This window comes from Arcticibacterium sp. GJ41-1, assembly GCF_055808875.1.
The window spans coordinates 4,031,030-4,055,577 of sequence record NZ_CM147888.1 but is presented as its reverse complement, the minus strand read 5'-3'; the positions used below and the strand labels follow the sequence as shown (position 1 = coordinate 4,055,577).

At 38.0% G+C, this 24,548-nt stretch carries 18 protein-coding genes; 3 read left to right on the top strand and 15 right to left on the bottom strand.

What is annotated here, in order from left to right; all coding sequences use genetic code 11:
* Positions 1-11: 11 nt before the first annotated feature.
* The 13 genes from AC0L6O_RS16685 to AC0L6O_RS16625 all read right to left on the bottom strand — a co-directional run bounded on the left by AC0L6O_RS16685 (position 12) and on the right by AC0L6O_RS16625 (position 18,145).
* Positions 12-1,049: an aldose 1-epimerase family protein gene (locus AC0L6O_RS16685; RefSeq protein ID WP_473303951.1), complete on the bottom strand. Its 1,038-nt coding sequence runs from the start codon at positions 1,047-1,049 to the stop codon at positions 12-14.
* Positions 1,049-1,861 carry an alpha/beta fold hydrolase gene (locus AC0L6O_RS16680; protein ID WP_473303949.1) on the bottom strand — a complete coding sequence of 271 codons (813 nt, stop codon included), beginning with the start codon at positions 1,859-1,861 and terminating at the stop codon, positions 1,049-1,051. Before AC0L6O_RS16680 ends, AC0L6O_RS16685 begins: the two co-directional genes overlap by 1 nt.
* Before the next feature lies 1 nt (position 1,862).
* Complete coding sequence (locus tag AC0L6O_RS16675) at positions 1,863-2,690, bottom strand: sugar phosphate isomerase/epimerase family protein (RefSeq protein ID WP_473303948.1); 828 nt, start codon at positions 2,688-2,690, stop codon at positions 1,863-1,865.
* A gap of 40 nt (positions 2,691-2,730) precedes the next feature.
* Positions 2,731-3,585, bottom strand: a complete 855-nt coding sequence (locus AC0L6O_RS16670; RefSeq protein ID WP_473303947.1) for a sugar phosphate isomerase/epimerase family protein — start codon at positions 3,583-3,585, stop codon at positions 2,731-2,733.
* 6 nt (positions 3,586-3,591) lie between these two features.
* Positions 3,592-4,386: a 3-keto-disaccharide hydrolase gene (locus AC0L6O_RS16665; protein WP_473303945.1), complete on the bottom strand. Its 795-nt coding sequence runs from the start codon at positions 4,384-4,386 to the stop codon at positions 3,592-3,594.
* Positions 4,387-4,411: 25 nt separating this feature from the next.
* Positions 4,412-5,863, bottom strand: a complete 1,452-nt coding sequence (locus tag AC0L6O_RS16660) for a sulfatase family protein (RefSeq protein WP_473303943.1) — start codon at positions 5,861-5,863, stop codon at positions 4,412-4,414.
* Positions 5,864-5,977: 114 nt separating this feature from the next.
* Entirely contained in the window at positions 5,978-8,659 is a 2,682-nt protein-coding gene (locus AC0L6O_RS16655) for a c-type cytochrome (RefSeq protein WP_473303941.1), read from the bottom strand.
* Between the two features lie 86 nt (positions 8,660-8,745).
* Positions 8,746-10,254 carry a RagB/SusD family nutrient uptake outer membrane protein gene (locus AC0L6O_RS16650; RefSeq protein ID WP_473303939.1) on the bottom strand — a complete coding sequence of 503 codons (1,509 nt, stop codon included), beginning with the start codon at positions 10,252-10,254 and terminating at the stop codon, positions 8,746-8,748.
* Positions 10,255-10,275: 21 nt separating this feature from the next.
* Positions 10,276-13,302 (bottom strand): SusC/RagA family TonB-linked outer membrane protein, encoded by a 3,027-nt coding sequence (locus AC0L6O_RS16645; protein ID WP_473308544.1) that lies wholly within the window; start codon positions 13,300-13,302, stop codon positions 10,276-10,278.
* A gap of 314 nt (positions 13,303-13,616) precedes the next feature.
* Positions 13,617-14,636: a GntR family transcriptional regulator gene (locus tag AC0L6O_RS16640; RefSeq protein WP_473303938.1), complete on the bottom strand. Its 1,020-nt coding sequence runs from the start codon at positions 14,634-14,636 to the stop codon at positions 13,617-13,619.
* Positions 14,637-14,782: 146 nt separating this feature from the next.
* Positions 14,783-15,283, bottom strand: coding sequence for a thiol peroxidase (gene tpx, locus AC0L6O_RS16635; RefSeq protein WP_473303937.1), 501 nt, complete (start codon positions 15,281-15,283; stop codon positions 14,783-14,785).
* An 84-nt stretch (positions 15,284-15,367) separates the two neighbouring features.
* On the bottom strand, positions 15,368-16,645 hold the full coding sequence (locus AC0L6O_RS16630; protein ID WP_473303935.1) for a DEAD/DEAH box helicase: 1,278 nt from the start codon (positions 16,643-16,645) through the stop codon (positions 15,368-15,370).
* A 15-nt stretch (positions 16,646-16,660) separates the two neighbouring features.
* The gene (locus AC0L6O_RS16625) at positions 16,661-18,145 is read right to left on the bottom strand and encodes a xylulokinase (RefSeq protein WP_473303934.1); all 1,485 of its coding nucleotides are present in this window, start codon (positions 18,143-18,145) and stop codon (positions 16,661-16,663) included.
* A gap of 1,422 nt (positions 18,146-19,567) precedes the next feature.
* Between AC0L6O_RS16625 and tnpA the strand changes: the two genes are divergently transcribed.
* Positions 19,568-20,029, top strand: a complete 462-nt coding sequence (gene tnpA / locus AC0L6O_RS16620; protein ID WP_473303932.1) for an IS200/IS605 family transposase — start codon at positions 19,568-19,570, stop codon at positions 20,027-20,029.
* Between the two features lie 83 nt (positions 20,030-20,112).
* Here the strand turns inward: tnpA and AC0L6O_RS16615 are convergent, their stop codons facing one another.
* Together AC0L6O_RS16615 and ispF are read right to left on the bottom strand one after the other, a co-directional pair.
* Positions 20,113-21,261: an amidohydrolase family protein gene (locus tag AC0L6O_RS16615; protein ID WP_473303930.1), complete on the bottom strand. Its 1,149-nt coding sequence runs from the start codon at positions 21,259-21,261 to the stop codon at positions 20,113-20,115.
* Positions 21,262-21,363: 102 nt separating this feature from the next.
* Positions 21,364-21,843 carry a 2-C-methyl-D-erythritol 2,4-cyclodiphosphate synthase gene (gene ispF, locus AC0L6O_RS16610; RefSeq protein WP_473308543.1) on the bottom strand — a complete coding sequence of 160 codons (480 nt, stop codon included), beginning with the start codon at positions 21,841-21,843 and terminating at the stop codon, positions 21,364-21,366.
* Positions 21,844-22,276: 433 nt separating this feature from the next.
* Between ispF and AC0L6O_RS16605 the strand changes: the two genes are divergently transcribed.
* Positions 22,277-23,302, top strand: a complete 1,026-nt coding sequence (locus AC0L6O_RS16605; protein WP_473303928.1) for a hypothetical protein — start codon at positions 22,277-22,279, stop codon at positions 23,300-23,302.
* 58 nt (positions 23,303-23,360) lie between these two features.
* Positions 23,361-24,548: a porin gene (locus tag AC0L6O_RS16600; RefSeq protein WP_473303927.1), complete on the top strand. Its 1,188-nt coding sequence runs from the start codon at positions 23,361-23,363 to the stop codon at positions 24,546-24,548.

Sequence of the window (24,548 nt, the reverse complement as noted above, 5' to 3'; positions counted from 1 at the left end):
TCAATTTTTATTTATTCTTTTACGGTTGAAATATTAAATTCTAAGTCTATTTTTTTTGATTCAAAAGGCTTGAGAAATTGCAATGTGCCATCTTCTCTAGCTTGTTTTTGACCGATAGGTAAATTTGTCCCGGGTTCTAAGCCTGTTACATATTCGCCTTTTCCCCAGTGCTGCCAATTGCAGAATGCTGGAAGTTGGTCTTTTTTGTATTTAAGATTGACCGCTAGGTTTATCTTTTCATTGCTAATACCGCAGTTAGAAAAACCTTCGCTATCTGTATTCATTTCTACGTAAGCTGCTGCTTCGCCAGGGCCATCATGTGCTGCTAGGGCAGGAGGGCAGGTTTTGAAATCATTTGATTCCATAAAAATCTCTTCTGATTTAGTATCACGAGCTCTCCAGTCTCCTTTCCAATTGATTTTGGCTCCTTCATCTACCAGTGGGTAGCCAAAGTTTACATGATAAAGCACCATGACAGGAACCGTAGTGTTTCCTCTATTTATGACTTCGTCACTTATTCTAATATCCGAAGTCCCGAGTGTGCAAGATATGGTTCTTCTTAATTCTAAATTGGCACCAAAAACGGTTGACTCTTTGATGATGCCAGTAATGCTCATATCCATTTTACCTACCAAAGGGTCAGGCTGAATGATGGATTCTATTTCGGCAGAAATATTACTTACTCTACCGTGTAGCCCTCTTTTGCCAAAGGCATCTTCATTAGGACCGCCTACATTTGATAGTCCGCAAGTGGTTAATAAACCTCCTGAGAAAGTTTTTAGCCAGTCAATACCTTCATCAGAAAATGGCTGGGGAGCGGTGACGCCGTTATGGCTAATCCATGCCAAAGAATGTTGATTATAGAAAGCATCTACAATGTCCATTCCTCTATCAAGCACCACTTTGAAGCGTAGGCCAGTTCCTGTATTTATCCAGGCTATTCTAGTGCCTTTGCCCAGTCCATTATCTAAAATGGAAGTTTCTATACCACCTATTTGGGAGGTATGAGAGATTTTATCTTTCCAGCTATTGTCTTTCAGGAAACTCATTATTTATGTGCTGAAAGCCAGTTTAAGGCTCTCTGGTTAAAGTCGTTTAAGTTTTCAAAATGGAAAATATGCCCACTTTTAGGGTATAGGTAAAGCTCTGCATTTGGCATAGCTTCTGCAATTTCTTTTGACATCCATGTAGGCGTAAATTCGTCTTCTTCGCCACCCACTATGAAAGTTGGCTGCGAAATACTGCCTAGTTTATCATACACGTTATGGTTTATGCAGGCATAAGCTTGCCCCTCTAAGCCATGAAGTGGTTGTTGATTTTCGCCAATGGCATCTGCGGCTCTCCCTTCTGCTAGTTCTTTGACGGTTTCTTCATTATCCCAAGATGCTTTCGCATAAATTAAGAGTTGGATATAATGACTAAACTCTTCAGGTCTGAATCTTGCTTTGCAAACCATCATGTGTTCAAAAATGGCTTTTGCCTTATTATCGCACCTAGCCCATGGACACATGAGAAGTAAAGACTTGACGAGTTTTGGATGCCTAATGGCTAACTCTAAAGCAATGGTGCTTCCCATAGAAACACCGGCTACGCTGACGTTTTCTAGGTTTAAAGTTTCTAATAGTCCTGCACAGTCATCGGCCATTTGTGCCGTGGTGTAAGGTCCCTTTGGCTTGTCTGATTTCCCAACACCTCTGTTATCTACTAAAATGCATCGGAAGTCTTTTTGCCATGCCTTGGCGTGGTCGTACCAAACTGAACCAGGTGCTGTAATACCCATTATCAAAAGCAAAGGCGGCTTAGAAGCATCGCCTAGCTCTTCATAATAAAGTTTAATACCGTTTGAATCTATAGTGGGCATCTTACTTCAGTTTTGGAATTAAATCGTTTACTATCCATTGACCGTCATGCAGGGTAACGGCATCTGGGTCTTCTAATGCTAAAGCACCTTCGTCTTCACAAATTATCCAGCCACCATAGTTAATGTCTTTTAGCCATTGGGTGATTTCTAAGAGCTTTACTTTTCCTTTGCCCATCAATACAAATTCAGGATTTCCATCCCAATCTTTATAATGGACATGATTAATGAGCGATTGGTACTCTTTCATTTTAGATAGAGGGTCCATGTCGCCATTTATAATGTGGCCTACATCTGGCGTCCAGCCAGTAACGGTGGTGTCAAGGCTTTCTAAAACTATTTTATAGTCTTCTTCTGTTCTGATGATAGAGGTATGCGGAGAATTAGGATGATAGCTACATGGAATTCCTTTATCAGCAGCTCTTTTTGAAACTGTATTGACAATGTTAACCAAGGTTTTTCTTCTGGTTTCTATATCATGACGTCCAGTTGGAATTTGCACCGTATTTAACATAGCTCCAGGAAAATGCTCTAAAAGAGCTATGGCATTATCTGCTACTATTTTTTCCTCATCCGTTTCTTTTGCACCATTCCAGTCTTGAGCTAAAGCTAGAGCAGCTAGTTCTATGCCTTGCTCCTTAAGCTTGTCGGCTAATAATTCTGGATTTACCAAGTCTCCCATCCATGTGAAAATTGGCTGAATACCTGTAAAACCAGCTTTAGCGATTATTTCAATCATGTGACCAAGCTGGCCTTTATGGGTTTCACCGTCACCACTCATAAACCAAGTGTAGACTTCGGAGCCAAAACGGAAGGGTAATTTGTTATTCATAAGGTTGTTTTTCAATAGGTTGTTTAAATGTTTTTTGGTTTTATTTTAAACCATGTTTGGCAGACATGTCTTGAATAAACTTCAAGCCTTTTTCTGCAATGTCCCAAGCGTCATCATATTCTCTCCAAACATTGATGGCATTCGCAAAATCGGGGTCACTACGTGAAAAAGCCTCTATGGTTAACCATCCATCATAATTGATGTCTTTTAAAGCTGAAAATGCATCATCAAAAGGAATATGGCCGCTTCCGGGTGTTCCTCTGTCATTTTCAGAAATATGGACATGCTCTAAATGCGGGGCAATGTTATTGATAGCGGTAGCATATTTTTTCTCTTCAATATTGCTATGGTGCGTATCAAACATGGCTCTCACATTTGGGTGATTGATGGTACTTACCAGTTTAGCTAAATCTGCCATGGTATTAACCAAATAACATTCAAACCTATTAAGTGCTTCCAAGGCTAAAGTTACACCAGCTTGCTGGGCATGCTGTCCTGCACTGTGCATGTTTTCGGCACTCCATTTTAATTCGTCGGGCGTGGCTGGGCGACCATAAAAGTGAGCATGAGCAGAGTGAAAGGGGCCACAAAGCACAGAACTACCTAATTCATGGGTTCTGTCAATAGCCCATTTCACTCTGTCTAAACCTTTCTGTCTTATAATCGGATTGTCGCTAACTGGGTTGGCATCTGGACTTACCACCGTGACACAAGTTACCTCAAGGCCAAGAGCTTTTGAGCGGTCACCTACCAGTTTATAGTTTTTTATGTCTTCGGCACCCACAAAATATTCTACGCCATCGTAACCAATGTTTTTTAGGCGTTCTATAATAGGGTAGAGGTCTTCTGAGACATTTGCCGACCAGGCTAATACGTTAAATCCGATTTTTGTCATTCTTTATTATTGCTTCATTCTTAAATTTCTATACTTCACAGTCATTGGAGGACCTACATGTACTTGCACACCAAGTAGTCCTTTTGACTTTCCATTAACCTCGTCATTATCTGTTACATCGCTCATTAAAACACCATTGATGTAGTGTTGTAATCTGTTGCCTTTTATGACCAAATGAAACTCATTCCAGTCTTGGGCATTAATCTTAGTTTTTAGAGAATCTGACTCTCCTAAACTACCTGTAACTTCTAAATCTGTCCAAGCGTTTTTCTTTACTTTTTCTCTTACTTGCTCACGTGTCATATCACCAGTTTGAGGGTTGATGCTCGTGATTTGACCTCTGTATGCAAGTGTGGTTCTTCCTCGCTCTTCATAGTTTTGACCAGTATAACGGTTTGCTCCGTCAATGTCTGCCTGATACCCTTTTAAAGCGTGAGGAACTTCTGTAAAACGCTCACTTCTATAGTTAATTCCGGAGTTTCCTTTTTCTGAAATCATGAACTCACCTTTGAGCTCAAAATCGCCAGGCTCTCCGCCCTCCCAAATTATGAATGAATTTGTTTTTAGCAAAGTGCTAGGAGTGATTTCTCCTACTAAATTTCCGTCTTGTACGCTCCAGTAGGTGGTATCACCTTCCCAACCGTCTAAGTTTTCGCCATTAAAAATCGAGACAAATTCACTTTCATTTTCCACTACTGCTTGTTCTTCATCGCTAGCGGCACTGTGCGACTCTGTACAAGAAGTGCTTATTAATCCAATGGCAGCGGCTGCCAGTAAGTAGGTTATGTTTTTGTTTATCATGCTGGGTTGAAATTAAGATTGTTTATTATTCGTTTATTGGTTTTCCTTCGTAATTGACATTGATGTATGGAACGGTTTCGGTTTCGTCTACCAAGTAGTTCCATTTCTTTACATATTCCATTCCTGGCAGAAATTCATCATTTCTCTTTTGAAGTTCTTTATTTAATTTTTTATCTAAAGTCTTTTGAAGTTTTTGATGTTCAGGCTTGCCTATCAAATTGTTCATTTGAAAAGGGTCAGCTACATTATCAAAAAGTAGCCAAGGACCTTCTAGGTCTCTGGTGTAGGTATATCTTCCAGTAAACAGACCTCTATATTCTTTGCCACCTCTTTTTCTATCCCACTGACCAAAAGGCTGTGGACAAGAGATAAGGGTTTGCTTTACTTTGTCTTTTTTTTCGCCTTTTAAAACAGAAGAGAAATCTAAACCTTCTACTGTTTCAGGGATATCAATATTTGACAAACCTAAGAGCGTAGGCATAATGTCTGGTGAGTTTAAAAGAGCCGGAGAAAGACTTCCCTTGCTACCAAAGGCTTTAGGGTAATGAATAAGGAAAGGAACTTTGATACTCTCTTGGTAAGGCTGTTGTTTCTTATAAAAGCCATGTGAGCCTAAAAGGTCTCCATGGTCAGAGGTGAAGACTATTATGGTGTTTTTATCCATGTTTAAGTCTTTTAGCTTTTGCCTCATTTTGCCAATATAAGAGTCTATTGCGGTCATATGAGCGTAATAACCTCGGGTATCGTTTTCGACTTTTTCTCTTAGTTCTTCTGGTACATTCTTATGAATGAAAATCTCTTTGTTTTCATAGAGTTTTTTGAATTCTTCTGGTGCCGTATGATAAGGAGCATGTGGGCTACCTATTGACAGCATTAATAAAAAAGGCTTTTTGCTTTTTGACTGTTCGTCAAGGTAGTTTAAAACGTCTTCTGTTTGAGCGGCTGCGTCATAACCATTCCAAAATTTCTTTTCGTCTGACTTACCCGTGTAATAGGCAGAGTTGTTATAATTATGGGTGCATTCCAGTACTTTCCAGTAAGCAAAACCTTGTTGACGGGTAGGAGGGATGTAGGTGTTTCTGCCGTGACCGTCTAGGTGCCATTTGCCAATGTAACCAGTGTTATACCCGTCTTTTTTAAATACTTTAGGAAGTGTTATGGCATTGGTGTCTAAGAGTACATCGTTCATGAAAACGCCGTTTGTGAGTGGGTACTGCCCAGTCATAAGCGAGGCTCTGTGTGGCGTACATACCGGTGTGCCAGAAACAGCATTTTTTAAGTTGATGCTTTCAGCCGCTAGTTGGTCTAAATTTGGTGTGATAACATCTTGGTTTCCTGAGTAACCAGTGGTTTGAGCTCTCCATTGGTCTACCAAAATATATAGAATATTTGGCTTTTCTGATGTCTCCTGAGCTGTGACACTTTTGAGAAAAGGGCATAGAAATATAAGGCTAAATAGGAATGTTGATTTTCTCATGTTGGTAGGGCTAAAGTGAAAAAGATTGGCCCAGGTAATTTCTACCCAGACCAAATCTTATTTCAAACTAAACTCGAAAATTTTCAATAAAATAAACCTCTTTAAGTGTTTAGATTATTTAGAAGAGAACATCTTATTGTTTTCATTACCTCCTGACATTAGGTAGGCCATTAAATCTTTAAGTTCGTCCTCATTAAGGCTATTTATAAGACCAGGGAACATCATTGAAACTTGAGAACTTTTCACAGAAACTACATCTGCTTTAAGTACTTTTTCTAACATATCTGGTGCAAAAGGGTTTGAAGAAATGTAATAGAATTTATCGTCTTCATTTACAAGTCTACCCACTAAAGAGTTACCATCTTTTAAGCTAATTTGAGAAGCTGCATACTGGTCAGAAACGGCTTTATTAGGGTCAATGATAGCTTCAAGCATATCTTTAGACGAAAAACGAGTTCCTAATTGCGTAAGGTCTGGTCCAATGGCTCCACCTTCGCCTCTCATAGTATGACAGTTTTTACAAGTAGTGGCTGCAAACATGGCTTTACCATTTTTGAAGTCTCTACCGCTCAAACCTTCGTCAATTAACTTTGCTGCTGATTCCACTTTCCATCTTCTTCCTGGTCCTTTCGGATATGACATGTCAACGATTTCGTTACCGTTTGAAGTAAGTAAGTCTGCTCCTGATAATTGATTGTAATACTCTACTTTATCAGCTGGTACATTTTCTAAGGCTAACTTACGAGCTCTGTCAATAAAACCAACGTAACTACGTCCACCCTTGTAACCAAAAGCTTTTTTAAACCAGGAGAAGTATGTTTCTCTAGTTTTTTCTGTCCATCCTTTTTTCGCCATGCTTAAAACCGTTGCATAATACGTGTGCTGCATTGGAGGCATGTTGGCTAGCATTTCAGCAATATCAGAACCATACTGAGGGTTTCTCAATATAAGGTCACTAGAAGCAGTAGCAGTTTCTTCCATTAAACTTTCTGTACCTGGCTCTTTTTCTATTTTCATTAGAGCTAAGGTCTTGTCAACTGCTCCTGGAGCGTCTAAGTATAATAAAACCTTACTTAAAGACCTGTTTAACTGGGCTGTTCTAGCAGGATACTGCGAGTTTAAAAGTGCTATTACCTTAGTTTTAGTATCACCTTCTGGCTCACCCATTCTTAAAAAGGCTAACTCATAAGCTCTTAGGATATCTAATTGCTCACCTTCGTTTAGGCTTTTGAAATTAATGCTAGAAAGGGCGTTTAATATTTCGTTTTTCTTAGAGCCATCTCCCATTCTAATTAAAGAAATTAGAGCTTGCGTTTTAGCTACGGCATCTTTCTCTGAAAGAGCTTTTGACTGCCATTCTGAAACTGGCTGATGCTCTAAAACTAATCTGGCTGCATATCTGATAAACCTATCAGAGTTATTTAGTTCAGGCCACGCTTTTTTGATAGCACTTTTGTCAGCACCGGCCACGTGATACTTTTCTAAATCTCTTCTTAATTGGTTTTCAGCATTAATTGGCTTTATAGCTACTGGGGCAGTGCTTTCAGAACCCACATAGCTTACACGGTATAGGTCAGACTCTAATCTACGACCACCTGTTAAGAAGTAAAGAGCTCCGTCTGGGCCAATAGTTCCGTCAGTAAGTGGTAATGGAATACCTGATAAAAACTCTTCTCTTTCTGCCGTATATGACGCCCCTTCAGGCTTCAAATGTATAGCATGCATAATTCCGAAACTCCAGTCAAAAGCTAATAAAGAACTTCTATATTTAGCAGGGAATTTGGCATCTTTTAAATGCAATAAGTTGGTAGGAGAACCCTGTCCAATGTTTATTACTGGAGGAAGGTTATCTGGGTAAGAAGGAGACCATTTGCTGTTTCCTGTTCTCCATCCATGCTCTGAACCACTTGTAGAATGATTGATTCTGGTAGGACGGTACCAAGGTTGTCCGAAATCCCACTCCATATCTGCATCATAAGCAAATAAATCGCCTACTTCGTTAAAGGCAAGGTCAAATGCATTTCTGTAACCAGCACTTACTAGTTCCCATTTTTTTCCTTCTGGGTCTAGGCTTGCTATCCATCCACCAGGTGCCATGCGGTCGTTGGCGTGTCCTCTTGGGTCTTTAATTAATGGGAAAAGGTTATCTTCTTGCCAGTTTGATGGTAAACGATATCCGTCCATTTCAGGAACATCGGTGTGGTTACCAGCAATTACATAAAGTGATTTTCCGTCAGGAGAAAGTACTATACTGTGAGGTCCATGCTCTCCTTGACCTACTAATTCTTTCAGTAAAGTTATTTTGTCAAAATGGTCGTCGTTGTTTGTATCTTGAAGTCTGTATAAGCCACTAGAACGAGGGAAGTCTTTATTGTTTTTCCCGTTGTTAATCATCACATAAAGGCTATTGAATGCATAAAGCAATCCGTTAGCATAACCCATGCCTACTTCGTCCACATTAGCACCTTTGCCAATCTTGATTTTCTCAACACTTGGTTTTGAGCTAGCACTACCAATTGGCGGAATTTTTAATCTGTAAAGCGAGCCATATTGGTCAGAAGTAATCATTCTGCCTTTGTCATCAAAAGTCATGGCAACCCATGAACCTTTGTCTGCTTCTGAAGGACTGTAAAGGTGTTCGGCTTTAAAACCGTCTGATAATCTTAGTTTCTTGATTTTTGGGTTTTCCTCATCCATTGATGCTAAAACCTGCTTTTTCAAGAAAGTAAAGGAGTTAGCTACTGTGAGAGCTGCTGCCGCAAACAGCAGGATGATTGAACGTTTTTTTAGTGACATAATTTCCCTAGGTTGAATTTTAGTTTATACTGCACAAGATAAAAAAATAATTTTCTCTTGTGCAGTTTTTTGAGTGTAATATAAAATTAGAAATGGGGAGATAGAGCCGCTTCGTCTGCAGGTAAACCGTATAGTAATGAAATGTTAGAAAATGCATTACTTCTTGGTTCTGCTCCTTCAGGGTAATAATAGTCTAAAGGATTCGCCTTGATTCTGTTTCCGTAGGCAGTGATAACATCAATGGCACGACCAGTTCTCACTAGGTCAAACCAACGCTTGTTTTCAAATGCTAACTCTACTCTTCTTTCTTTATAAATAGCTGTTCTTAAATCATCTTGTGAAGATGCAGTGGTGTTAGCTAAACCAGCTCTAGAACGAACCATGTTTAGGTAATTAGCTGCTTCACTAGTTTGGCCTTGTTCTGCTAAAGCCTCTGCTAAGAATAACAATACTTCCGAGTAACGGTATATTGGCCAGTTGGTCCCTGTGTTACCATGAAGGCTATGCTTTTTAGCATACTTCTTAATGTAAGGGTACTCTTGGTTGCTTCTTAAACTACCTCCTAAAGTTACATAGGCTATAGATTCATCTTTTCTTAAATCACCGTCTTCATAAGCTGCTATAACATCTGGTGTAGGAATGTTATTTCCCTCTCCACTAATAGGCTGCGGATTAGAAGTTCCAGTGATAGGAGCTAATTCCTCTGGGCTAATAGGTCTTGGCATGAAATTGTAAATAAAGCTACCATTAAGACCTGCAGAACCTTCTAGGAATTGTACTTCAAAAACAGATTCAGCATTGTTTTTATTACTGGCATTGTCAGAGAATGCATCACCATAATTAGGCATTAAAGAGTACTCGCCACTGTTTACCACTTGTTGTAATAAACCCGCTGCTTCTGCCCAGTTCTTTTGTGTAATATGAACATTGGCAAGAAGCATTTTTGCTGCTCCAGAAGTAACTCTACCCGGCTCTTGAACCGATTTTGGCAATAAACCACTAGCTGCTGCAGTAGCATCAGCAATGATTTGAGCATAAATAGCACTTTCTTCAGATAATGGAAGTGCCGCACCTTGTCTATCTGTAACAGGCTCTAAATGCATTGGTACTTTACCAAAATATCTTACAAGTTCAAAGTATGCGTAAGCTCTAAGAAACTGAGCTTGACCTTTTAAATTAGCTTTTACAGTAGCATCAAAATCTACATCGTCAATTTGAGATAAGATTTGATTACTTCTTGAGATAATTTGATAATCTAATCTGTATTGGTCTAAAACGTGTCTGTTAGATGTTACACCATTTGCAGTAGGAACTGCAAAGTCAGCTAAATCCTCTTGTTGTTCTGTTGCTCCAAAAAGAATATTTCTGGCATAGTAAGTATTATCAGAGTGCATTTCGCTTAATAGCCATGCTTTGTCATTGACAATGCTACGAAGCGGTACGTAAGCTGCATTTACAGCTTGTTCAAAGTCAGCCTGCTTAGTGAAGAACGTAGCAGAACTCAGGGCGGTAGCAGGAACCAAACTTAGGAAGTCTTCTTTACAACCCGTTTGTGTAAATGCTACTAGTAATATTAGAATTATTGATTTTTTCATTTTTACAATGGATTAATGTTTTTAGAAATTCAGATTAAGACCCAAAGTGAAAGTACGTGGCACAGGATAGTTTGATAAGTCAACACCTGGGCTTAAGTTTCCACCATCACCTTGACCATCTCTCTGAGCACTTGTTTCTGGATTAGGTCCTCCCCAGTATTTCGTAAATACGAAAGCCTGCTGTACAGAAGTATATAATCTTGCCGAGCTGAATATTTTATTAGGCTTGTTGAAAGTATGTCCTAACGTAATGTTTTTGATGGTGAAGTAAGACGCATCTGCCACAAAACGGCTGTTCATCCAGTCTCTTTCAATACCTGTTACATTACCACCACCAACAGTAGTTCCATAAAATCCTTTTCCTGGATTTTCTTCAGAACGGAATCTATACTGAACTTCTTTCACCATGTTAAATACACCATCTAAGTTGGCAGTACTGTAAAGGTGACGAACCAAAAGTTTGTTTCCTTGAGAACCTGAACCTACAATGCTCAAATCCCAGTTACCATAACGGAAGTTATTAGTAATACCGTAAGTGAAAGTAGGGAATGGGTTACCCATAACTACACGGTCATCAAAATCTCCACCGTTTGTGATAATACCATCACCGTTTTGGTCTGTCAACTTAATACTTCCTACTACTGATCTTCCAGGAACCTGTGGAGAACTATCTAAATCAGCTTGATTTTGATAAACACCTTGTGCAATGTGACCATAGAATTGACCGAAAGGCTGACCTACTTGCGTGATATGGAAAAGACCATAAACACGGTCAATACCGTCTGCCAATGACATTACTTTGTTTCTGTTTACAGAAAGGTTAAAGTTGGTATTCCAGCTTAACTTTTTAGAAGGGTTCAGGTTTTTAGTATTAAGAGAGAACTCATGTCCCCAGAACTTAATTTCACCAATGTTGTCATTAAAGTTACTGAAACCAGACTCTTGAGCCACTTGAACACTGTAAAGTAAGTTTGTAGTACGCTTGGTGTAGAAATCATAGATAAACTGAATTCTATCATTAAATAGACCAAGGTCAAGTCCTATGTCAAACTGTTTAGTAGTTTCCCATCCTAAGTTAGTGTTAGCCAAAGATGTTACTACGGCACCAGGAGCTACTGTGTTTCCGAAAACGCCATTGACAGTATTATTAATCAATGCGTAAGAAGTATAGTTACCAATGTTGTTGTTACCAATCACACCATAACTAGTTCTAAGTTTCGCAAAAGATAATTGCTCTACATCTGCAAGGAATGGCTCATCAGACATTACCCAACCAGCACTAACTGACGGGAATGTTCCCCATCTGTTGTCAGAACCGAAACGAGAAGAACCGTCACGACGAACAGCAGCAGTAAATAAGTATTTACCCTTATAGTTATACGTCAATCTAGAAAGTAGTGAAGTTAAGCTCCACTCTTCTACACCATTGTAAGTTCCACCTCTGCTAATGTTGATGGCTCCTTGGATAGTAGGAAGACGGTCATCAGAATATGTATCTGCTTGAATTCTTGTACTTTCCTGCGTGAATTTCTGATTTGTAAAACCAGCAAGTAATTCAAAGTTATGGTCGTTATAGCTTTTTGAATATGTAGCTAAGTTTTCGTTCAACCAGCTTAAGCTTTCTACGTTTTGACGTGTAGACGAAGCCGTGGTAGGAATTGGTACGTTAATTCTGCTAGTGGCAGTAGATGGGTTAAAGTAGAAGAACTTAGACCTCAACATTTCTACATTGAAGGTAGATTTCAATACCAAGTTTTTAATTGGCTCATATTGCAAATAAGCATTTGATAATAAGTTAGTAGTAGTAGTTTCGTTTACTAACTCATCAGCTGCTCTTACCCAGTTGGCATAGTCAAAAATGTTACCAGTACTTCCTGGAAACTTGTTTGAAAGTGTTAATTCGCCAGAGTCGTCATAAATAGGCATTACTGGCCAAGTATGAAGAGCATTGAATAAAATACCTGTTCCTCTATCACCATCAGTTCTTGGTGTGTTGTCATACACATATTGTGGAGCAAGGTTAAAACCTACTTTAACTTTGTCAGACACATCAAATTCAGAGTTTATTCTTAAAGAGTAACGCTGATATTTATTATTGATAACTACACCGTCTTGGTCAAATACACCAGCAACTACGGCAGTTCTAGAGTCTGCTTTGTTTGATGTTACGTTTAAGGTATAACTCTGCATTGGTGCTGTTCTTAAAAGAGCATCGTACCAGTCATTGTTCTTTCCTGCATAATCAGAAGGATTTTGGAATTCTACAGGAACTGGCTGACCAGCGTCTGTGTAATACTCATTCTTAAATTGAGCAAATTCAACAGCATCCATCATTTCAATTCGTCCTCTCTGTGGCACGCTTTGAATACCCGTATAAGCATTGAAGCTTACGTTAGTACCAGGCTTACCTTTCTTGGTGGTGATAAGAACAACGCCATTTGCTGCTCTAGAACCATATAATGAGGTAGAAGCAGCATCTTTCAAGATGGTGATTTCTTCTATTTCATCAGGGTTTAAAGAACCAATGTCACCTGTGATAGGAAAACCATCAATAACATATAGTGGGTCACTACCTGCAGATACAGATACTTGCCCTCTAATTCTGATGTTCATTCCTTGTCCTGGCTTACCAGTAGTTTGGTTAATCTGAACACCAGCAAGTTGACCTTGTAGTTTTTGACCTACCTGAGATACTGGTAAATCTTTCAGTTCTTTATACCCTAATGTTTGTACGGCACCAGTTACTTCTCTTTTCAACTGACTACCATAACCTACTACTACCACTTCGCTAAGAAGTTGGTCGTCTAGGTCTAAAGTCACATCAATTGTCTTTTGAGCTCCAACTGTAACCTCTTGGTTAAGGTAACCTACAAAACTATAGACCAGCGTTTGGTTAGGCTGAGCGTCTATTTTGTACTTACCGTTCACATCTGTGGAGGTTCCTTTAGTGGTTCCTTTTACGGAAACACTCACGGCAATCATCGGGCTGCCGGTTTCATCGAGTACAGTTCCTTGAATTTGCGAAAACGCAAAAGAACCGCATAGCATTAGAAGCAGGAAAATACCTGAGAATCTAATTCTATGCATAATTGCGGTAGAATTTAACTTCATAATTTCAATAGTTAATGGTTTGAAAAAAAACATTGGGTTGTCTATAAAAAGAAATATTATTTCCTTTATATGTACCAAATGTATCTCTTAAGCCATTTTGTACCGTCATACACTGTCACACCGAACCGTCCTATACTGTCTTCTTATTGTGCAATTATTTCAGGATGAATTACAAGAAAAAGGTGATAAGAAGCCTAGTTTTAACGATGAATAGAATGAGACCTTAACGGTATGATTGAATAAATGTAGTTTTAGCTTGAAGCTCGTAATCTTATAGTGAATGGGTTTTTGGTATGCTCTTTCTTATTATTAAGGATAAGTTCACCCGCTTTTTCGCCCATTAAAGAGAAATCAGTAGATATGGTGGTAATGCCATTCAAAATGAATTTTTTAAGAGGGGTCTCATTATAAGAAATGATACCAATGTCTTTACCTACTTTAAGGCCAGAGTCAGGAATCATGTCAAGTAATCTTACCAAATCATCTTCCATGACGTTTAGGTATAATTCACCTGGTCTAATTTTACTTTTACGAATGTCGTTTATGATTTTGTAGTTAAACTCGTAACTGTTGCAAAAATTGATAAAACCCTGCATGATGTCTTTTGGGTAATATGAATTCTCTGGGAAAATGAGCACCATTCTACTGTACTTTTTTAAGGTTTCCCAGGCTTCGCCCAAAGCTCCAAAGATGTCGTCTTCAAAAGGTTGATATACTGCGGCAAATTTTCCAGTAATGCCATCTAGCATTTTGTCAATGATTATCAGTTGGTCTTTAGGAAGCTTGTTTATTAGTTTCAGAGCTTGCTCATCACCTTCAATGAAGTTTGGTATGATAACATAATGCGAGTAACCCTTTTTATGACTTTCCAGTAATTGACAAAACTGGGTGGCATCATTATTATAAATGTAAAATTCTATGGCGGCACGGTTTCCTAGTTTAGCTACTAAAGAATCGTAGATTTGTTTTTTGTGAGCACTAAGCTTATTGAATAGTAAAAGGATTTTTAGGTCTTGCTCTACTTGGTCATTAATCACAAAGAAGCCTTTTCCTGGATGGGCAGCTATGAAATTACGCTTTCGTAGTTCATTATAACCTTTCTCTACCGTGATTCTAGAAATTTCAAAGCCGTAACTTACTTCGTTTATGGAAGGTAGGGTGTCTCCTTTTTTTAACCTACCAAAGCGTATACTTTCTAAGATGCTATTAACCAGTTGTTGATACTTTGGGGTGGCCGAGAATTCGTTGATGCTTATTAATTTGACACTCATGATTATTTCAGGTAGGTTATAAGTACTGGCATTATAGCAGGTTTTATCAAAAGAAACAAGACTTGATTTGCTTAAACCTTGGTCAAAAATAAAGCACACTAGTTAAACTAGTGTGCTTCACGATGTTAGTATATGACAGTTAGATACTATGCCAAAACTTTCAATGCGGCTTCATAATTAGGCTCTTGAACTATTTCAGGAACCTGCTCTGTATAAACTACTTTATGGTTTTCGTCTAGTACTATTACCGCTCTGCTAGAGAAGTCTTTCAAAGGTCCATCTACTATTTCAAGACCATAATCTTTTCCGAAACTTCCGTTAGCTAGGTCAGAAAGAGTTTCTACATTTTCAATGCCTTCTGCTCCACAAAAACGACCTTGGGCCATTGGCGTGTCTCTAGAAATACAAAGTATTTTAGTGTTTTCAAGGTCACCTGCTACCTTGTTAAATTCTCTTACAGAAGTAGCACAAATGCCCGTATCTAAACTTGGGAATACGTTTAATACTACTCTAGAGCCTTTATATTTATCAAGATTAGCTCTAGACATGTCTTGAGCTATTAATTCAAAGTCTTTAGCTTGCTCACCTATTTGAGGTAAGTTGCCATTTGTGTTGATAGGAGTTCCTTTTAATGTTATTTGTGCCATCTTTCAATTGGTTTTATATTTCACTTAGAACAGAAATACGTCTGTTAGAAGTTCAGAGTTCCTGAATTTATACAAATCTAAAGTTTACTTCTTCTTTTTCTTCTTCTTTGCTTTGTCCTTTACTTTTTTCTTGCGGTGCTTAATATTTGACTTTTCGGCCATCTCTATTTCTTTTTGGATGTCTTTCCAAGTTGTGTTTGACTCGTTTTTAGTGAAATCCAAAGTCTCCTTGTATTCTTCTTTACCAAGGTTTAAAACTTCAATAGAGCCACCTAAGTATTCTTCTATTTCCGTTAAATAACCTTTTTCTTCGGTAGCACAAAAAGCGAGAGCTTGCCCTTTGTTCATGCCACGGCCTGTTCGTCCAACACGGTGAACGTAATTTTCTGGCACATCTGGTAAATCATAATTTATAACCAAATCTACATTTGGAATGTCAATACCTCTTGCACTTACATCTGTTGCTATCAGAACTTTGTTTTCACCAGTTCTAAAATGATGCATCACATCTTTTCTGTCGCTGTGCTCTTTGCCACTATGAATTGTTTCAGAGTCTATCTCTACACGTTTCATGGCAGCCATAACTCTTTCTGCTCGAACCTTAGTTCTTACAAAAACTATCATTTTCTTATCAGGATTCTCTTTGATAATTCGCTCTAAAAAGAATCGTTTATCATCCATTTCTACATAAACCAGCGAATGGACAATGTTTTTAGATACAGGGTCTTTAGGCGAAATTTGAATTCTAATGGCGTTTCTAACTAAAGAGTAAGCCAGTTTTTTAATAGTTTCATTAATGGTGGCAGAGAAAAAGAGTGTTTGCCTATTGGCTGGCAAATACCTGATAACGTCTCTTATGTCATCTATAAAACCGAGGTCTAACATGTGGTCAGCCTCATCTAAAACTAGAATTTCTACCGTACTCAAGTCTAAATGCCCCTGACTTCTCAGGTCAAACATTCTACCCGGTGTAGTAACTAAAACGTCAATGCCAGAAGATAGTTTGTCTATTTGTGGAGCTTGGTCTGTTCCTCCAAAAAGAGCAAATGTCTTTATTCTGGTGTATTTGCCTAAGGTTTGAAAGACTTGATTTATCTGAATGGCTAGCTCATGGGTAGGAGCCATCACCAAACATTTTATGCCTTTGTGTTTAAACTTTTTCTTCTTTTCATTGATAAGATGAATGATTGGAATAGCAAAGGCGGCTGTTTTTCCAGTACCCGTTTGGGCAATAGCCAAAACATCCTCTCCTTTCAATATAGGCGGAATAGCCTTGTATTGAATATCAGTAGGTTTCTTGAAATCTTGCTGTTCAAGACTTTTTTTAATCTCTTCGGAAATACGGTATTGGACAAACTTCATTGCTTTCTATATGCTTCAGACGCACAAAGCTAGTGCATTTAACCAGCTTTGATAAGCTTCTTGGTAAGCATCTTTATTGTTTTCCTTTGGTTTTATCACTTTTAACAAAGTTAAACCTTCCATTGTTTGTTCCAAAGATTCAAATATTCCTGCACCAAAACCACCTCCTAAGGCTGCTCCTTTTGCACCGTCGGTGTCATAAAGCTCTACTGGAGTTTGTGTAGCATTGACCAATGTTTCAGAGAAAACATCACTTAAAAACATATTGGCTTGTCCTGCTCTAATTACTTTAGGAATTACGCCATTGGCTTGCATCATGTCAAAACCATATTTTAAAGAGAACGCTATTCCTTCTTGAGAAGCTCTGTATATATGTGCGTCAGAATGCTGATTGAAATCTAGATTCATAAACTGAGCACCTACCAGTTTGTTTTCTAGCATACGCTCTGAACCGTTTCCGAAAGGTAAAACGGAAAGTCCGTTAGAGCCAATATTAACTTTGGCAGCTGCCTGATTCATTTCAGGGTAATCTAAGCCTTTGGCTATGTTATGTTTCACCCAAGAATTTAAGATTCCAGTACCGTTGATACAAAGTAAAATACCTATTCTGGTTTGCTCGTCTAATTGGTGATTGACATGGGCAAAAGAGTTGATTCTAGATTTTGGGTCGTAAGAAACTTTGTCGCTTACTGCGTAAACTACGCCTGATGTTCCTGCGGTAGCGGCTATTTCACCAGGGTTTACCACGTTTAATGATAGAGCATTGTTTGGTTGGTCGCCTGCTTTATAAGCGACTGGAATTCCCGCTGGGATACCAGTTTTATCTGCTATTTCTTTTGATACTTCACCGTGGTTTGAGAAAACGGGCTGAATTTTTGGAATTAAATCCATATCAAACCCGTAAGTTTTCATTACATCTTCCGAAACTTTATTGTCACAGAAATCCCAGAAGATACCTTCTGAAAGTCCAGAGTTTGAAGTGGTGATTTCATTAGTAAGCATCATACCTATATAATCACCCGGAAGCATTATTTTATAACACTTTTCAAAGACAGCAGGCTCGTTTTCTTTTACCCAGGCGAGTTTTGAGGCTGTGAAATTACCCGGTGAGTTTAATAAATGAGCTAATGCTTTTTCTTCGCCTATTTTTTGAAATGCTTTTTCTCCTACTTCCACAGCACGGCTATCGCACCAAATGATAGAAGGACGAAGCACATTCTTTTCTTTGTCAATCATTACCAAACCATGCATCTGATAAGAGATTCCTATGGAAACTAGGTCTTTGGTGTTAAAACCACCTTTGGCTATAACTCTTTCAATAGCTTTTTGAGAATTCTCCCACCACATTTCAGGAGACTGCTCCGCCCAACCCGCTTTTGGGGAAGAAATAGCTGTTTCCGTATCTGGATATTGAGCAGATGCGACTACTTTTTTTGTTTTAGCGTCTACTACAGAAGCTTTGATAGAGGAGGTTCCGATGTCTAGTCCTAGTAAGTACATGTTTTTGCGTTAACGGGTTTAAGTCTCAAAGCTAAGAATAAAGCTGAATATTTTAATTGTCAAGGAGACACTTATTTTGTATTGCTCAATTGTAGTCAGTGCCAGCGAGGCGACATATCAACAAGGAAGTGGTTTAACACAAGTTTCGAAGTCCAAGGGGAATATTATTTAAGGTGATTTAGTTTGACAGGAATAACACGTCGCTCCTCCGGAGCTAGGGTGTTCCATTGGCTGGTTGTTTTCTATTAATATGCCGCTCCTCTGGAGCTACGCTCTTTCTTTGGCCTGTTGTGTTCTATTAATATATCGCTCCTCTGGAGCTTTGGCGGTTACCAGATTCTATTATTTCTTAAAAAGCCCCATTGGGGCGGCATATTAATAGAAATTAGAATTAACGTAATTATTAAACCCCATCGGGGTGACATGTTATTAATGGCAATGGTTTATCGAGAATAAAATGTCGCTCCTCAGGAGCTACGCTCTTTCTTTGGCCTGTTGTGTTCTATTAATATATCGCTCCTCTGGAGCTTTTGCAGCTTCTTGTTTTCTGTTAATTTCTGTTCAAGCCCCATCGAGGCGGCATATTAATAGAAATTAGAATTAACATAATTATCAAACCCCAGCGGGGTGATATGTAATTATTGACAATTGGTTTATCGAGAATCACATGTCGCTCCTCTGGAGCTAGGCTCTTTCTTTGGCCTGTTGTATTCTATTAATATATCGCTCCTCTGGAGCTTTTCTAGCTTCTTGTTTTATGTTAACTGCTGTTCAAACCCCGGCGGGGCGGCATGTTAATAGTAATTAGAATTAACGTAATTATTAAACCCCATCGGGGTGACATGTTATTGTTGGCAATTGGTTTATCGAGAATAACATGTCGCTCCTCTCGAGCTTTGGTGGTTCTTGGTTTGTTGTATTCTATTAATATATCGCTCTTTTGGAGCTTCTTGTTTTCTGTTAACTTCTGTTGAAGCCCCGGCGGGGCGGCATGTTAATAGTAATTAGAATTAACGTAATTATTAAAGCCCAGCGGGGTGATATGTTATTATTGGCAATTGGTTTATTGAGAATATTATGCCGCTCCTCTGGAGCTTTGGCGGTTCTTGGTTTGTTGTATTCTATTAATATATCACTCCTCTGGAGCTTTTCCAGCTTCTTGTTTTCTGTTAACTTCTGTTGAAGCCCCGGCGGGGCGGCATGTTAATAGTAATTAGAATTAACGTAATTATTAAACCCCATCGGGGTGACATGTTATTATTGGCAATGGTTTATCGAGAATAACATATCGCTCCTCTGGAGTTTTTAACCTTTAATGTTACTGTTTTTATCCTTCATTTTGGATTGGCTGAATTGTCTATTTTGTCATAAATCATTACTGTTCAATTTATAACATTCAAATATTAATGCTATTTTTAATCCATGGCTAACACTTACACACAACTATACTTCCATATCATATTTGCGGTAAAAGGAAGAAAAAGCTTAATTCAAACTTCTTGGAGAGATGAGCTTTATAAATACATTTCAGGTATTATTTCTAGTAACAACCTAAAGCTTATGATTATTGATGGCATGCCTGACCACATTCATATCCTTTTGGGAGCAAAGCCTGACATTAATTTATCTAATGAGGTTAGAGACATCAAGGCAAACTCTTCTAAGTGGATAAATGAAAAAAGATTTGTGAAAGGAAAGTTTGAATGGCAAGAGGGTTTTGGAGCCTTTACGCTGGGGCATTCTCAGCTACCAACAATCATTAATTATATAAAGAAGCAAGAGGAACATCACAGCAAGAAGTCATTTAAAGAAGAGTATCTTCAGTTTTTGAACGCCTATGATGTTGATTTCAATGACGCTTATCTGTTTGATGAAATAGAGTAATTTTGAACACCCGTTTTTGAACAAAAAAATACCTTTGAATTTCGTGTTCAAAGGTATTTTGATAATGAGATTAAGAGTTATTCCTAATTGGGAAACATACTCTTGTCAATGTTCGGAAGAATTTTCAAAGCATTTTTATAATATAGCTTTTTCAAAACCTCATCAGAAAGTCCTATGCCGTACATAGGCCAGAAAGCGTGATATTTTTTGTGATATTGGAAATACTCATCTTCCGTTTCTAAAACACGAAAATACGTTTCATACTCATTAGGTTTCCATGAGTCTTTTCCAAATAAAACGCGGTCCTGCCATTTGGTGAAAAACTTATTTGCAGCTCTAGGCTGACGACCAAGTTCCGCTATTACGGCTCCAATTTCAACATATGTGTTTGGTAAAGCTATCATTAAACTGTCAAGCTTTTGAAGGTCATTTGCATACCAACCCATGTGAGCATTAATAAAGGTGGTGTTTGGGTGCTTCGCAAAAACATCATGTTGCTGTTTTATCAATTCCTCAAAAGAGTAGTCGCCTCTAGAAGTGTCTCTTGCTCTTCTGGGATGTGTTTTAAGCTCCAGCCACCTTTCGTTATATCTGTTTAAAGGATTCCAGAATGAAGCAGGCTCTGCTGTATGAATTAAAACAGGAATACCTAGTTTTCCAGCCATCTCCCAAACTGGGTCAATTCTTTTGTCGTTAACGGCCACTATGCTTCCGTCATTATTTTTGACATTGAAACCTAAGCTTTTATAAATCTTAAGTCCGCCAGCACCACGAAGTTTTACATCATCTTCCAGCATTTTGACCGCTCTTTCTGTCCAGCCTTCTTCGCTTATGCCGTTAAAGTCAATATTGGTAAATATGATAAACCGGTCTGGGTAATTATCATTGACAGCTTTTACGTAACCTTCTAAAGTTTTTGTAGACTCATCTATGTCTCTTGTCCAGCCACGTCCACTTAGGTTAATCATGACTTTCATGTTCAGACTGTCCATGTCATGCACTATATCATCCAGTTTAGCTTTGGTATTCATACCAAACTGATGATTATGGATATCAATGAAAGGGAACTTAGCCGTGGTAGGCACATTAGATTCTACTATTAAAGTAGATTTTGGTGTGTATTCTTCAAAAGAAATTTCACCGTCTGCACTTTCGCCAATGGCTATTTGCTGAGCTATAGTAATGGTTGAAACAAAGAGTGAAAGGAATAGGAGGGTATATTTATTTGGCATATTTGAGTTTTATCAAAATGTAATTAGCTAAAAGTAACCTAGAGTAATCAATCATTGCTTTTAGCCAGTAATTATTTCGAAGAAATAATTGATTTATTCAGATTAGTCCTTGAAAAGTAAACAAACAGCATGTGCTTCTAAGCCTTCTTTTCTACCTACAAAACCCATATTCTCTGCAGTGGTAGCTTTAATGCTGACACAATCTTCAGGAACATTGATGCAATTGGCAATAGCCTTCTTCATTTCAGGAACATATTTACCGATTTTAGGCTCTTGAAGAATTAAGGTGGAGTCAATATTTCCAACTTTCCAGCCTTTTTCGTTAATCATTCTATTAACTTCTTTTAGGAAAATCTTACTATCGGCACCTTTCCATTGAGGGTCAGTGTTTTTAAAATGAAGACCAATGTCGCCTAAAGAGAGAGCTCCAAGCAGGGCGTCACAAATGGCATGTAAAAGCACGTCAGCATCAGAATGCCCCATAGAGCCTACTGTATGAGGTATTTTGACACCACCTAAAGTTAATTCATAACCTGCAGCTAATTCGTGGACATCATAACCGTGTCCAATTTTAATATTCATCATGTTTCAAAAGTAAGAAAACAATATGCCGATGATTTTATATTGGACCAACATTTTTGTTTCAGGAGGAGCAAAATGGATTGATTTTGATATTAATCTTGAGAGGTAAATGTGCTGTTTTAATTAGTGCAATACTGAATTTTAAGGCCTTCTTTTTGAATGTTTTATATTCTCAAATGACCAAACTTAACAATTTATTAATATTAGAATCGGGCACCTATTTTCATTAAATGGTGATTTTTGCAAAACAATATGAATATGAATATTTGTCAATGAGGCAAATGGAAATATAAGTTTAAATTAAGTAGCTGTGAGTCAGTGGTTTACTTCTTGTTTTTTTCTTGATGACTTAACTGTCCATTCGGCGGTTTTTCTTTCAAACAATTTATCTAACATTTTTTCTGCAGGCAATTCCAATTTAGAATATTAAATTATGGAGCAGTTTCTATCAATTTTTTTCTTTCTTCTAGCGTCTTATTCTGTTATCGCAAATGATTCAATTCAGACGCTCGGTACTTGGATGTCTTCAAACAGAAAGACCCCATGGTATTATTTAGCTTCTTTTGCGGCTTTAGGTTTAATTTTAACGGTTTCATACAGTTGGTTTGCTAATAATGGAGATATCTCTTACGGTAGACTAGAGAAAATTCCTTACATCGAAGTTCACTGGTATCATGGAATTGCTCCGGTAGTATTGATATTGATGACTAGGATGGGGATTCCGGTATCTACTTCATTTTTGATTTTAGCTACGTTCGCCTCCACAGTTGTTTTGGAGTCAATGCTTTTGAAATCAATTATTGGTTATGGTGTTTCTGCTGTTACTGCATACCTGTTTTGGATAGGTATTTCTAGAGTATTGGACGAAAAGAAAAGTATAAGAGATAATACTCAAACGGGTTTTATAGGCTCTCTCTTTAAATTACTGAAAGGAAGAGGACTTGTAAAAAAGCTCAACTATAAAGAGTTTCAAAAATCATACTGGAGTTCTCTGCAATGGGTATCCACAGGATTTCTATGGTGGAGCTGGTTAACGCATGATGTCGCCAATATTTCCGTTTTCTTACCACGTCAAATTTCTGGCTTACAGTTGATTCTGATACTAGTATTCTTTACTAGTGTAATTTTCTTTATTTTCAGAGAAGGTGGTGGTAAGATTCAGGGTATTGTTTTGACAAAAACAAACACTAAATATGTGAGGTCAGCTACTATAATTGACTTCGTTTATGCAGCTATTTTGTTCTTCTTTAAAGAGGTTAATTCTATTCCAATGTCTACCACTTGGGTGTTTATTGGCCTCTTAACTGGTAGAGAAATGGCAATTACAACACTGTCAAAACACAGGAAAATCAAGAATCTATTCCCAATCATTCGTAATGATTTTGGTAAGCTAGTATTAGGTATGACTGTATCTGTCGTAATAGCTCTTGCCGTAAACTATATTGCTTCTCAGAATTAATTAGGTACTTTTGAAGTTCTTTTAATTAAGAATTTTAGACCTTTTTGAATCAAGAGAAATGAAAAATTTAGAGAAAGTCGTCTTATGGACGACTTTGCTTGTGTTATGCCCCTTTTTAACCGTTTTTTCTCAGGAAGCCAGCACTAAGTGGTACGACAAAATTGGATTTGGTGGTTATACACAGCTGAGGTATAATCGTTTACTAGAAACTAATGACAAACTCCAATGCGAGCAATGTGATAAATCTTTAGGAGCCGGAAAGGGCTTTTTTTTAAGAAGAGCTCGTGTGAAATTTGCAGGTGATGTAAACCCTAAAATGTATGCTTATCTGCAATTTGATATGGCTACTTCAGCGGGTAATTCATTGCAACATATACTTAGTTTGAAAGACGCATATTTTGATGTGTCTTTAGATAACCAAAAAGAATATAGAATTAGAATAGGTCAAAGCAAGGTGCCTTACGGTTTTGAAAACATGCAATCTTCTAGTAATAGATTAGCATTGGATAGAAATGACGCTCTAAACTCTGCTGTAAAAGACGAACGTGATTTAGGTGTGACATTTTACTATGCACCAACTGTAGTTAGAGAAAGGTTTAAAATGTTGACCAAATCGGGACTTAAAGGTTCTGGTGATTATGGAATGTTTGGCTTTGGCTTATATAATGGTCAAGGCCCAGGCAGAATAGAACAAAATGATAATCTTCATGCCGTTGCCCGTTTAACTTATCCGTTTGAATTAGAAAACAACCAGATAATTGAAACAAGTATTCAAGCCTATAAAGGAAAATATAGCATACCATTAAGTGAGGCTAATTTATCTACTCAGACGCTTTGGGATGACGAGCGAATTGCAGGCACATTAGTGGTTTATCCTCAGCCATTAGGATTTCAAGCAGAGTATAATGTAGGTAAAGGACCAGAGTTTAATCCGCAAACCATGAAGACTGAATTGCAAAACTTAAAAGGCGGTTACGCTCAAGTGATGTATCTTTTTCGGGGTGATAAACATTCCTTTATGCCTTTTTTTAAGTATCAATACTATGACGGAGGTAAGAAGTTTGAAAGAGATGCCCGTTCATACTTAGTTCGTGATACGGAGATAGGAGTAGAGTGGCAAGTGGGTCGATATTTCGAGCTAGTAGCACTTTATATGATTTCTAACAGAACCTTTGAAGATGCTCTTAAACCTGTTAATCAGGTGATTGGGAATACACTTAGATTACAAGTTCAGCTTAATTATTAA